Source organism: Paeniglutamicibacter sp. (genome assembly GCF_046714615.1).
Lineage (GTDB): Bacteria > Actinomycetota > Actinomycetes > Actinomycetales > Micrococcaceae > Paeniglutamicibacter.
The window spans coordinates 1-12,288 of record NZ_JBKKAP010000005.1; the positions used below are offsets into that span (position 1 = coordinate 1).

The following is a 12,288-nucleotide window of genomic DNA, read 5'->3' on the forward strand; positions in this document are numbered from 1 at the left end:
GGTTCATCTGCCGGCCGGACGCCGTTTTTTGTGCCCTTGGGTGCGTGCCCCGGGCTCAGGCCTTGGCGGCCTTGGGCGGGGTCGATGGCTTCGGCGGCACCGCGAGCGGCAGCGGCAGGCGCACCTCGAAGACGGTGTTCCCCGGGACGGAGGACACGGTGATGGTCCCGTCGTGCGACTCCACGATGGCCTTGGCAATGGGCAGGCCCAGCCCGGTGGTGCCGTCCGCGCCGGAACGTGCAACATCTGCCCGGGTGAAGCGCTTGAAGACCAGCGGCAGGAAGCCGGGGGCAATGCCCTCACCGGTGTCGGCCACCCGCAGCACCGCCTGCTGCGTGGCCGCCTCGCGCCGGATCTCCACGGTGACGGTGTTGCCCTCGGAGGTGTGCTTGCGGGCATTGGCCAGCAGGTTGGTGATGACCCGGCGCAGCGCCGAGGCATCGCCGGAGACCACCAGCGGGGTGTCGGGGACCTTCGGGATCCAGTGGTGGGCCGGGGCGGTAATGGCAAAGTCCTCGGTGATTTCGGCGGCCAGCTTCCCCAGATCGACCGGAACCTTCTTGACCTGGTGCTTCTCATCGAGCCGGGCCAGCAACAGCAGGTTCTCCACCAGGGAGCTCATCCGGGTGCTCTGTTCCAGCACCCGGTTCAGCGAGCGTTGTCCGTCGTCGGAGAAATGCTCGGTGGCGCTGATCAACTCGGTGTACCCGCGGATGGCCGAGAGCGGGGTGCGCAGCTCGTGGGAGGCGTCGGCAACGAATTGGCGCATCTGTGCCTCCGAGGCCTCGCGCACCGCGAAGGCGGTGCCCACGTTGTCCAGCAGGGCATTCAGCGCCCGGCCCACCTCCCCGGATTCGGTGCCCGGGATCGAATCCTCCGGGGGCACGCGGGCCTCTAGTGCGGCGGTGCCCGATTCGAGTTCGGCGTTGGCCACGGAGGACGCCACGGCCGAAACCCGTTGCAGGGGTGCCAGCGAACGGCGAATGATCATCGAGCCAACCAGCCCGATGGCGATCAGCCCGGCCAGGGAAATCGTCACGGTCAGGACGCCCAGGGAGGCCAGGGTCCGTTCGGTGGGGGCCATCGGCAGGCCGGTGATCAGGATGCCGCCGGAGCCCGGGTCCTGCTGGGCCGAGAGCATGTAGTCCCCGATGCTCAGGTGGTGGACAACAGGGGGAGCATCGACCTCCACGGAGGTCAGTGGCAGCACGTCCGCGTCGGTGATGTCCTTGCGCTCGCCGGTCTTGGAATCGAGCACCGCCCCGGAAAACAGGTAGCCGGAGACGATCTTGGCGTTGAGCGTTCCGGAGGCCTGTCCGGGGGCAAAAGGAGAGCCGGAGGAGGGCTCGCGGCCGTTTTGCGCCACATAGCTTGCCGCGCGGTCGGAGGCGAACTCCAGCTGTTCATGCAGCTGCGTCGCCAGGGACTGGCGCATGCCGGCATTCAGCAGTAGGCCGATGACGGTGCAAATCAATGCCAGGGAGCCGATGAGGGCAAGCAGCAACTTGCGCTGCAGGGGGAGGCGGCCAAAGTGCAGCCCCAGCCTGGAATGCAGCGGAGCCCGCTCGGGCCCCTGGCCCGGGGCATCGGGCGTCGGCGAGGAAGCCGCTCGGGAGGGGGTGTCGGCTGCCTGTGTCGAGGCCGCTGAAGCGGTCGGCAATTCCGGTGCGCCGGAGGGGAGGGGCGGGCGTGCGGATTGGTTCATGATGCCGGCTTGAGCATGTATCCGGCCCCGCGCACGGTATGGATCATGGCCGGGCCGTCGGCTTCGATCTTCTTGCGGAGGTAGGAAATATAGAGTTCGACGATGTTGGCCTGGCCGCCGAAGTCGTAGTGCCAGACGTTGTCGAGGATCTGGGACTTGGAGACCACCCGGCGGGCGTTGACCATCAGGTAGGAGAGTAGGTCGAATTCGGTGGCAGTGAGGTTGATGGGAACCCCCGCACGGGTGACGTCGTGCGAGTCGGAGTTCAGCACCAGGTCCCCGACAACCAGCTCCGCACTGTCGGCCGCCGTGGCGCCCGAGCGCTCCACGAGCTTGTGCAGGCGCAGCAGCACCTCTTCGAGGCTGAAGGGCTTGGCCACGTAGTCGTCGGCGCCGATTCCCAGACCCTCGATCCGGTCCTCGACGGCGTCCTTGGCGGTCAGGAAGAGCACTGGGACCTCGGGAAGGAAGGTGCGGACCTTGCGCAGCACCTCCGGCCCTTCGAAGCCCGGAAGCATCCAGTCCAGCACCAGGACGTCCGGGGCTGCCTTGCGGGCGGCCTCCACCGCGGAAGGTCCGTCGTGTGCCACGGTGGCTTCCCAGCCGAGCATCCGGGTTCCCATGGAGACGAGTTCGGCCAGCGAGGGTTCGTCGTCGACGACCAGTACGCGGATGGCGGTGCCGTCCGGGTGGGTCAGGCGGGGCAGTTGCGTGGGAGAAAAGCGGGAGTTTGGCATGTCTTTAACTTTCCATCCGAGGTGTAGGCCAGTCCTGTGGCCCGGCTGTGTGCGGGCTGTGAAGCCTGGTGGCTCCAGCTTAAGGCCATTGGTTGCGCGGGGGCGTGGTGCTTGCCGCAAATGCCGGGCGGGGCCGTTGCCTGATGCCCGGTGCGGGTGTATGTCTGGGCGTTCAGGCGCCAGGGCCCGCTCGATTGATCACATTGCCCGTACTTTCGGAAATGACAGGGCATACCGCGTTGTCAGTGGCCTTCACATCCCAGATCTGCGCAATGTGATGATGCTCACGTTAAGCGCTCCACGTCTCACATCGTGGACGCAATCGAAGTTTGTTACTTGCGGGTTCCGAATATTACGAGGAAACTAGAGGTTGTGAATAGCGCAGCAACAGCACCTCGGAGCCTTTTCGAAGGCATGGCGATGACTCATCGCCAGTGTTGTTGTCGAATGCCCAGCTGAGTGTCGGAACCCTTCGGCGCTCAGTGACACTCGCATCGCTCCCATGCTTCGCACCGGCGAGGTAGGCGGAGCACCTAAGCATTCGCGCCATTCCGTGGCATTCACACGAGTTAGAGGTAAAGCATGTCGGTAACGTCCGGATACGTCCATGTCTCAATCCGCAACGCCCAGTCTCGCGCCGCCGCCGCGCAGCGCAACACTGCTCCAGGCGGCTATGCCCCGGCCGGCTATCGCCAGCTTCATGCCGTGCCTGCGGCGCAAGAGCCTCGCCCGATGACAGCCCCAACCCCGGTTGTTGCCCCGAGCAGCACCCCGGGTCCTCAGCCGGTGGCCACCGACACCACTGCCCGAGGGTTTGTGCTCTACGTCGGTTTGGACGAATCGGTGGCCCAGGCGCAGGGAACCTCGCTGGGCAAGCTTGCCACGCAGGTCCGCGCCTTCCTGGCCACGCTCTCTCCCGAGGCCCAGACCCATGCGGCCGTAGCACTGGCCCCGTCCAGCGCCCAGGGCGAGAACATCGATGTGGTGCGCCAGGCCCTGGGTGACCCCACGGTCAACCGCCGCCCGCGCGTCGATTCCCGTCCGGCAGCGCCGCGCCCCTCCGGCGTGCTCATCGACCTGTCGCGCCGCGAGGTGCACCTGGATGGCGAGACCCTGAACCTGACGTTCAAGGAATTCGAGCTGCTGAACTACCTCGTGGAAAACGGCACCCGCACAGTGGGCCGCGACGAGCTGCTCACCAACCTGTGGCGCAACGCCGAAGAGGTCCCCAACGAGCGCACCATCGACGTGCACATCCGTCGCCTGCGCTCCAAGCTGGGGCGCCTGGCCAACACCGTGCGCACCGTGCGCGGCCAGGGCTACCGCTTCTACGAGCACCCCGAGGTCGTCGTCTGGGCAGCCCCGGAATACACCATCTAGATCCATTCTTGTCCCTTGTGGGCCCCGCATCCGTGGATGCGGGGCCCACAAGCACTTAAGCCCGGGCGACGCATAAGCTTGGGGGCATGAGCGAACACCATCTGAAGCGACTCGTACTGCTGCGCCACGCCAAGAGCGACTACCCGCTGGGGGTCAGCGACCACGACCGGCCGCTGGGGGCCCGCGGAAACAGGGAGGCGCCGGCCGCAGGCGCCTGGCTGCGCGACAACGACGTGGTGCCCGACTTCATCGTGCTCTCCGACGCCCAGCGGACCCGCGCCACCTGCGCCTGGGTGATCAGCGAGCTGGGCGAAAAAGCGCCCACGCCGTACATGGATTCACGCATCTATGGCGCCTCGAGCACCACGCTGTGCGCCATCATCAACGAGACCCCGGAAACCGTCACCACGCTCATGGTCATCGGCCACCAGCCGATGCTGCAGGAGCTGGCCATGCGCCTGGCCTCGGTGGATTCGGATGAGGAAGCCGTCTACGAGCTGGCCATGGACTACCCGACGCTTGGGCTGACGGTGTTGCAGACCGAGAAGCCCTGGGCGGAAATCGACGGTCGCGACATGCAGGTGACCAACTTCGTGGTCCCGCGCTAGCGCGCTCTGGCACCACGACGTCCGGCGTCCGCGACTAGTGCTTCATGGTCCCGGGGTGTCAGGGTGGGAACGTGAAACCTCGCGATACGCTCCTTGCCCTGCTGGTCGCCCTGCTTTGGGGACTGAATTTCCTGTTCATCGATCTTGGGCTGCGAGACACGCTGCCGCTGGTGTTTGTGGCTTTGCGCTTTGCCGCCGTCGCCTTCCCGCTGGTGTTCTTTGTGCCCAGGCCCAAGGTCGGCTGGAAGGTCGTCGCGGGCATCGGGCTGGCCATGAGTGCCGGGCAATTCGGGTTGCTCTTCACTGCAATGCACCTGGGGCTTCCTGCCGGACTGGCGCCGGTGGCGCTTCAGGCACAGATGTTCTTCACCATCGGCCTCGGAGCGATCTTCCTGCGGGAATTCCCCACACGGAAGCAGATCCTCGGATCCATCCTGGGCATTGCCGGGCTGGTGGTGGTGGGCTTTGGCCGGGTTGCCTCGCTGCCCGAAGGCGCCGCACTGGCAGGCGTCCTGGTTCCGCTGCTGATCTGCATTGCCGCCGGATTCACCTGGGGCGTAGGAAACGTCATCTCGCGTTCGGCCGCCGGCGCCTCCGGGCTGGGGCTGGTGGTGCACTCGGCGCTCTGGGTCCCGATTCCGATGCTGGGCCTTTCGCTGCTGCTCGACGGACCCGCCGCCGTGGGCGATGCGCTGGGCACCATGGGGCCGGAGACCTGGTGGGGAATCGCGTTCACCGCGCTGGTGGCTTCGCTGATTGGCTACAGCATCTGGAACACGCTGCTGGGCAAGTACCCCACGGCCAAGGTCGTGCCCTTCACGCTGCTGATTCCCGCGATCGGGATGGGCAGCGCCGCGCTGGTGCTCCACGAGTATCCCAACGCGCTGGAAATCGCCGGGGCCGCGGTGCTGGTCTTGGGGGTTGCCGTCGGGACGCTCAGGTTCGGTCCGGCGAAGCCCGAAGCGGCGCCCGCGCCGCGGGAGAGCCCGGAAAACGACACCGTGGCGGAACACACGTGAGGAAATGGATGAGAGTTTTTCGGGCCCCTGAACCCCGGGTTCACGGGCCGCGAACCGGTGAACATGAGAACGCGTGAGGCGATTATGAGAACGCCCTCATCGACCGTTCACCCTTTGCTCATTTGGGCCGCTTTGACTAGGAGCAACGCAAGCCACCGAGCCCCCTGAAAAGGAACCCAGCAGATGAGCATCAGCCCCAGCCTAGAAACCGAAACCCTCGAAGCACACGCCGCGTCCGAAGGCCACCTGCGCCACCTCAAGCTTGATGCACAGCGCGCGCTGAAGATCCGCGCCGCCTACACCACCCGCTTCGTGGCCACCGAGTTCTCCAAGCACCCCGGGGACTTCCACCTCATCGCCGGCGCGGACGTCACCCCGCAGCCCGGGGACGTGGTCATTGCCCGCGTCGCCGAGATCGGCAAGCACACCCGCCTCGAATCCCCGGTCTCCCGCCGCCAGCTGATGTTCGTGGGCCAGGAAATCATGGTCGCCTACGGCAACCGCTATGCCCCCGACCAGTTCCTGGCCCACGTGCCCGCCTCGCTGGAGCCCTGCCACCTGGTGGCCGGCGGCGGCCTGGCCGGGTACGTCACCGAAATGCACGCCTCGATCGACGCGGCCACCGCAATCGAGCCGATCGGCCTGCTGGCCACCAAGGACGGCGTGGTCAACCTGCGCGACTTCGCCCCGCTGCAGGTCGGCACCCCGTCGCTGGCGGCCCTGCGCGCCGTGGGCACGGTGCGCCCGCCGGTCATCGCGGTGCTGGGCACCTCGATGAACTCGGGCAAGTCCACCACCCTGGGTTGCCTGGTCAACGGACTGTCCAACGCCGGGCTCAACGTGGCGGCGGGCAAGGCCACCGGCACCGGGGCGGGCAACGACCCGAACTTGTTCATCGACGCCGGCGCGTTCCCGGTCTGCGACTTCACCGACTTCGGCTACCCCACCACCTTCAAGCTGGCCTACGAGGAGGTCCGCGACCTGCTGGCAGCGATGATCGACGAACAGGCAGCCTCCGGCGCCGACGTGGTGGTCATCGAGATCGCCGACGGCCTCTACCAGGGGGAGACCTCCAGGCTGCTGCGCGACCCGATCTTCGCCGCCTACGTCGACACCGTGGTGTTCTCCGCCCAGGACGCACTCGGCGCCCGCGCCGGGCTGGACGTGCTGCAGGATGCGGCGGTGCCGGTTGCAGCGGTCTCCGGCCTGCTCACAGCCTCCCCGCTGGCCACCGCCGAGGCCGCTGCCAAGCTCGAGGTCCCGGTCATCGACACCTACGCACTGTGCCGCCCCGAGGTTGCCACCGCCCTGATCCCGGTGCGCGCCAACGCGCTGTGAGCGGGCTCGACGCCCTGATGGAGGGGCAGCGGGCACCTGCCACACAGGCGCTGGACATCGTGCCTGCCGCCACGGACCGGGCACCGGTGCCGCGACTGCCGAAGCTGGTCACCGGGAGGCGGCGCGGGCTCTTTGCCGCGCTGCTGGCCCTGGCCACCGCCTGCGGTGCGCTCGGGGTGGGTGTGGCCCTGCTGGTCGGCGCGCTGGTAAGCGGTGGTGCGGTGCTGCCGATGTCCGTCGGCATTGGGGCGCTGATCCTGGTGCTGGGCTACGGCCGCTACCTGGAACGCGTGTTGGCCGAGAAGCTCGGGCAGCACTACGTCGCCCAGCTGCGCCTCTCGCTGATCTCCCACTCGCTGCTGGCCGCCAAGGTGCCCTCGGTGGGCATCACCGTGGCGCGGGCCAGCAATGACCTGTCCTCGGTGCGCAACTGGGTCGCCCAGGGCATCGCCCCGCTGCTGGCGGGCGTCCCGCTGGTGCTCATTTCCATGGCCGGGCTCTGGATGATCCATCCGGCGCTGGCACTGGGACTGGGTGCACCGGTGCTGGTGCTGGCAGTCGCCCTGCTGCTGCTGGCGGCCCCCGCCTACGAGCGGGCACGGATCCTGCGGCGCCACCGTGGCAACCTGGCCGCGCGCATTGCCGACACCGTTGCCGCGTCTTCCGCCGTGGTCGCATCGGGCGGCGTGGCCCGCGAACTTTCCCGGGTGGCGGCCAGCGGCAACAAGGTCGTGGACGCGGCGGTGTCGCGGGCCCGGCTGGCTGGCGTGCTGCGTGCGTGTTCGCTGGGCATGCCGCTTCTGGCCACCGCCGTGGTGGTGCTGGTGTCGCGCAATGCCGCCCTGGGTGCCGGGCACATCGCCACGGCCCTGACGCTGCTGGGACTGTGCGCGGCCCCGGTGGGCGAGTGGGGACGCATCGTGGAATACCGGCAGAACTACCGGGCAGCCTCCCGGATCATTGCCCCGCTGCTGGAGGAGGAAAGCGCGCTGTCTGCGGGCCCGGCCCTGCGCCACAAGGCCCCGCGGGCCGCGGCGCAGATCCAGGCCTCGCGCATCGAGGGGGTCTGGCTGCACGGGCTGGAAATCGACGGCAAGCCCGTCCCGGAGCTGCGGGCCGAACCCGGCGAGCGGATCCGGATGGTCGGCGCCGACGCGCAGCTGCGCGGGGAGCTGTTCACCGTGCTGGCCACCGCGCGCACCCACAAGGGGCCGATCCTGGGGGACCTGGGGCACGATGCCGCCAACCGTGAGCAGGGCTACGTGGTTGCGTGCGTGATTCCCGGATCGGTGGGTGAGAAGAAGCGGCGCCGGCTCATTGGCGCCGCCTTCGCCTCGATGGTGCCCGAGCGCGGCACGCTGTTGCGCGCCCTGCGCTACCGCCGGCCCGACGCCGATCCGGCCAAGGCGCTGGCACTTGCCGGCTCCCTGGGGCTGGACACCGCGTCGCTGGAGCACGGGGAGGACACGCAGCTGCGCCGCGGCGGGATGCCGCTGGATGCCGCGCAACGCGCCGGGCTCATGGTGGCCCGCGCGATGCTTGGCTCCCCGTCGTTGCTTTTGCTGAATGAGATCGACGGGCACCTCGATGCCGCTGCCCGCGGGCAGCTGGAAAAGATGCTTGAAACCTACCGGGGCGTGGTCATCGTGTGCTCCGAGTCCGAGTGGTGCGCCGGGTACCGCGAATGGAACCTGGACGCTCCGGAAGCCGGATCGAAAAACGTCCCGGGTCTCAGCGCAGCGGTGCGGTAAAGGCCATCGCGGCGCGGACGCAGTCCTCGATGCTTCGCTCGGGGTGGAACACTTGGCGGTCTCGGCCCAGGATGAGTGTGGCCCCGAACAGCGCGGTGGCCAGGGCGTCCAGGTCGGGCACCGGCTCCCCGGCCGCCGCCGGCGCCGCTTCGGCGAGGCGGGAGAGCGCGGTGCGGACCATTCCGATGACGTCGTTGCGCATCTGCGCCAAGGCACCTGCCCATTGGCTGTCGGATTGCCATTGCTCGGAAATCCAGAGTTGGGAAAATGCCGGGTATTCGGCAATGAATTCCAGGGCCTCGGCAACCATCTGCCGCAATCCCGCCTCCGGGTCCGCATGCGTGGTGCCCGGCTCGAGCCGTTCGAAAAGGATGGCAATGCCGTAGTTCAGCAGCTCGCCGATGAGTTCGTTCTTGGACCCGAAGTTGTAATAGACGGTGCCCTTGGAGACACCCGCGGCCTTGGCGATCTCATCCACGCTCACCTGCTGGTGCCCGCGGGTGCCAATCAAATCCATGGAGGCGGTGAACAGCCGGTGCTTGGAGTCGGTCGCGCGCACCCTGGGGCGGGTCGAGGGGGTCTGGCTCATGCGCTTAGCTCCGGATGCAGGGTTTTCAGGGACCAGGTCTTGTGCAATCGTACCGCTGCGGTGCTGGCCACCAGGCCCAGCACGGTGTAGCCGATGAGCCCCGCCACGATGGGACCGAGCCCCGACAGGTCGGCCCCGTACATCAGGTGGCGCAGGCCGGTGACGACGTGTCCCATGGGCAGCCAGCGGTGCGCCACGTGCAGGGCCTCGGGGGTGGTTTCCCAGGGGAAGGTGCCGCCGGAGGACACCAGCTGCAGCACCATCAGCACCAGCACCACCATCTTGCCGGGGGTCCCGGCCAGCGCGCAGATGCCCTGGATGATGGCGGTGAAGGCCGTCGAAGCCAACAGGAACAGGCCCCAGGTCATCCACGGATGGGCGGTGTTCAGGCCGAGTCCGAAGAGAACCACGAGGTAGAGGATGGTGCCCTGGATGGTGGAGATGACCAGGAACGGAAGCCAGCCGCCGATGGCGATCTTCCAGCTTGCCGCGTTGGAGGCCAGCGCGCGCTTGGTGACGGGGCGCATGAGCTGGACCAGCATGAATGCGCCGATCCAGATGGCCAGGGTCATGAAGAACGGGGCCAGGCCCTCGCCGTAGACAGTTGCCTTGGCCTGGTCCGTGGTTTCAATGCCCACCGGGTCACCGATGACCGAGGAGACCTGTTCGCGGTCATTGGCGTCGGGGTTGGGCACCTCACCTGTGCCATCGGCCAGTTTGGTGGACAGTTCCCCGGAGCCGTCGCGCAATTGCGTGGCGCCGTCACCGAGCCTGCCCACGCCGTCACCGAGCTCGCCCACCCCGCGCACCAGGGAGGCGGTTCCCTCATGCAGGGTGGTGGTTCCGGAGGCCAGGGTTCCGGCCCCGGTGTTCAGCTTCTTGGTGCCTGCCAGCGCGTCGTCTTCCCCGTCGGCCAGGGTATTGGCACCGCCGGCGAGGGTTTGTGCCCCGGCGTTCAGCTTGGATGCTCCCGCGGCGGCATCGGAGATGCCGGTCTTCAGCGTCGGCATGGCACCTGCCAGGGTTTCGGTTCCGTCGGCCAGGGTGGAAAGCCCGCCGGAAAGCTGCTTGGCGCCGGCTGCGACCTGGGCCGAGCCGTCGGCCAGGGCGGAGATCTGGGATTGGGCGGCGGCCAACTGCTTCTTGGTGTCGGCTACCCGGTCGGTGACACCGCTGGTGGTGGCGGCGCTTTTGACCTCGGTGCGCAGGGTGTCGGCCTGCGCCGGGGTGAGGATCCCGTCGGTGACCAACTGATCGAGCCGGGTATCCAGTGCGTCCCGAGCCGAATCGATGCGCGAGTCGGCATCCTTTTCCAGGGCAGTGAGCGTCGCCGCGGCCTGGGTGACCTTGTCATCCAGGGCCTTGTTGCCGGCTGCCACCTGGGCGGCGCCATCGGCGAGCTGGATGGAGGCGTTGGAGGCCTGCTGCGCACCATCATCAAGCTGTTGGGTCTTGGCCGGCAGCGCGGAGGTCTTGGATTTCAGCTCGGCCAGCCCGGAGTTCAGTTCCTTTGTGCCATCGGCCAAAGTTTCTGCGCCGTCAGCCAGGCTGTTCGCTCCGGTGGCCAGCTTCTGTTGGCCGGTCACCAGGGAGGAGGCGCCATCATGCAGGGTGTTGGCACCGTCGGAAAGGTCCGCGGCACCCTTATCAAGCTTGGTGGCTCCGCCGTCCAGCGTTCTCACGCCATCGGCCAGGGTCGTGACCCCGTCGGAAAGCTTGACGGTGCCGGTGTGCAGTTCCCCGGCTCCGTCGGCGGCCTTGGACATCGAGGTGTGGATGTCGGAGAAGCCGGTGAGCAGCGCGTCGGCGGTCTGCGTGCCGACCTCAGCGGCCACGGTGTTGTGCACCTGGCCGGCGAGCTTGTCGGCGAAGGTGCCAACCATGTAGTTGTTCGCATCGTTGGTGGTGATCTTCAAGATGCCCTGTTTGGCCGCCTCGAAGTCTCCGGGGGAGGCGAGGTTGGCGGAGAAGTCGGCAGGGATGGTCATGGCGAAGGAGTAATCGCCGGAGGCGACACCGGCTTCGGCCTCGGCCTCGGTGGCGACTTGGTTCCAGCCGAAGGTGCCGTCCTCCATCAACTCGGTGGTGACATCATCCCCGACAAGAAGGTCCTTGCCGTCCTTGGTGGAACCCTCATCGAGGTTCACGATGGCTGCCTTGACGTTGTGCAGGTTGGAATACGGGTCCCAGTTTGCGTAGAGGTACAGGGCGCCATAAAGCAGCGGGACCAGGGTCAGGGCGGCGACGGCGATCTTGGGAAGACGCCCGGAGGTCATGCGCTTGAGTTCGGAGAGGGCAAGGCGCAACGTGGTCATGGAAGGTCCTTCGATGCAGTCAAGGCAGTGGTGGGTTCGGCGGGGGCAGCGTCATCGGGGATCGGCTCGGCAACTGCGGCGGAATTTTCAGCCTCCGATTCCTCGCTGTTCTCCCGCGGCGCGGCAGCCGCCTCGGTTTCTTCCTCGGGTTCCGGGGCCGCGGCCAGCTTGTCCTGCACCCGTCCGGCCCATGCTCTCGAGCCGTCCCAGTGCTCCGGGATGCGTTGGACGACTGCCATCACGGCCGGGGCGCGGCGCCCGGTGGCCACCGATTCCAGGAAGCGGAGCCAGTCGTCCTCGGGGATGCCGTGGCGGTCGGGGGAATCGAAGACCAGCAGCTCGACGCCTCGGTCCTCGAGTGCCAGTTGCGTGAGCAGGCCGAGGCGTTCGAGCGGGTCAATGGCGTCTAGCCATTCATTGGCCAGCGCGTCGATGTGGTGCTTCTTCATCCAGGCATCGATGCCGTTGCGCCGCCAAATCGGCCCGGGCTGGAGCGCCAGGTCCTCGGCCACGAGGTCGCGGACCTTGAGGTGTGCCTCGGGTTCGTTGATTTCGGGGGAGTCGACCAGGGCGCTGACACGCCGGACCGTCCGCATGGCGGCGTTTCCCGACCAGCTCACGCTTCCCCGGGTCGGGCGCATGCGCGCACTCAGGCCCAGCGACAGTGCGGTGCGGGTTGGCTGGGGCTCGGCCGCAACCAGCAGGAGTTCGCCGCGCGCAACGACGAGGCTGGTGGGTTCCAGCAGGGGCAGGTGGCGGCCGGCAATGGCCAGGCTATCGGCAATGAGCACGCCTCAAGCATAAACCGAACTGCCCGGTCAGGTCAAATAGTGATGTTGTCTGGTT

At 67.6% G+C, this 12,288-nt stretch carries 10 protein-coding genes; 5 read left to right on the plus strand and 5 right to left on the minus strand.

Annotated features, from left to right (window positions below; all coding sequences use genetic code 11):
• Positions 1 to 55: 55 nt before the first annotated feature.
• Complete coding sequence (locus ACLQ7E_RS00345; protein ID WP_411730528.1) at positions 56 to 1,705, minus strand: sensor histidine kinase; 1,650 nt, start codon at positions 1,703 to 1,705, stop codon at positions 56 to 58.
• Complete coding sequence (locus tag ACLQ7E_RS00350) at positions 1,702 to 2,442, minus strand: response regulator transcription factor (RefSeq protein ID WP_411730529.1); 741 nt, start codon at positions 2,440 to 2,442, stop codon at positions 1,702 to 1,704. Before ACLQ7E_RS00350 ends, ACLQ7E_RS00345 begins: the two co-directional genes overlap by 4 nt.
• Positions 2,443 to 3,024: 582 nt before the next feature.
• On the opposite strand from ACLQ7E_RS00350, the gene ACLQ7E_RS00355 reads away from it, so the two are divergent.
• The 5 genes from ACLQ7E_RS00355 (at position 3,025) to ACLQ7E_RS00375 (ending at position 8,538) form a co-directional block, all read left to right on the plus strand.
• Positions 3,025 to 3,822, plus strand: a complete 798-nt coding sequence (locus tag ACLQ7E_RS00355) for a winged helix-turn-helix domain-containing protein (RefSeq protein WP_407611737.1) — start codon at positions 3,025 to 3,027, stop codon at positions 3,820 to 3,822.
• A gap of 86 nt (positions 3,823 to 3,908) precedes the next feature.
• Positions 3,909 to 4,430, plus strand: coding sequence for a SixA phosphatase family protein (locus ACLQ7E_RS00360; RefSeq protein ID WP_411730530.1), 522 nt, complete (start codon positions 3,909 to 3,911; stop codon positions 4,428 to 4,430).
• 71 nt (positions 4,431 to 4,501) lie between these two features.
• Positions 4,502 to 5,449 (plus strand): EamA family transporter, encoded by a 948-nt coding sequence (locus tag ACLQ7E_RS00365; RefSeq protein WP_411730531.1) that lies wholly within the window; start codon positions 4,502 to 4,504, stop codon positions 5,447 to 5,449.
• A 183-nt stretch (positions 5,450 to 5,632) separates the two neighbouring features.
• Positions 5,633 to 6,787, plus strand: coding sequence for a DUF1611 domain-containing protein (locus ACLQ7E_RS00370; RefSeq protein ID WP_411730532.1), 1,155 nt, complete (start codon positions 5,633 to 5,635; stop codon positions 6,785 to 6,787).
• Entirely contained in the window at positions 6,784 to 8,538 is a 1,755-nt protein-coding gene (locus ACLQ7E_RS00375; RefSeq protein WP_411730533.1) for an ABC transporter transmembrane domain-containing protein, read from the plus strand. The genes ACLQ7E_RS00370 and ACLQ7E_RS00375 overlap by 4 nt, the downstream gene beginning before the upstream one ends.
• Here ACLQ7E_RS00375 and ACLQ7E_RS00380 read toward each other — a convergent pair.
• From ACLQ7E_RS00380 to ACLQ7E_RS00390, 3 genes are read right to left on the minus strand one after another with little or no spacing between them, the layout of a single operon-like run.
• A complete protein-coding gene (locus ACLQ7E_RS00380; protein WP_411730534.1) occupies positions 8,519 to 9,127 on the minus strand; it encodes a TetR/AcrR family transcriptional regulator in 609 nt (202 codons plus the stop codon). The genes ACLQ7E_RS00375 and ACLQ7E_RS00380 overlap by 20 nt on opposite strands.
• Positions 9,124 to 11,442, minus strand: a complete 2,319-nt coding sequence (locus tag ACLQ7E_RS00385; protein WP_411730536.1) for a YhgE/Pip family protein — start codon at positions 11,440 to 11,442, stop codon at positions 9,124 to 9,126. Before ACLQ7E_RS00385 ends, ACLQ7E_RS00380 begins: the two co-directional genes overlap by 4 nt.
• Positions 11,439 to 12,233 carry an ABC transporter ATP-binding protein gene (locus ACLQ7E_RS00390; protein WP_411730537.1) on the minus strand — a complete coding sequence of 265 codons (795 nt, stop codon included), beginning with the start codon at positions 12,231 to 12,233 and terminating at the stop codon, positions 11,439 to 11,441. Before ACLQ7E_RS00390 ends, ACLQ7E_RS00385 begins: the two co-directional genes overlap by 4 nt.
• Positions 12,234 to 12,288 lie beyond the last annotated feature (55 nt).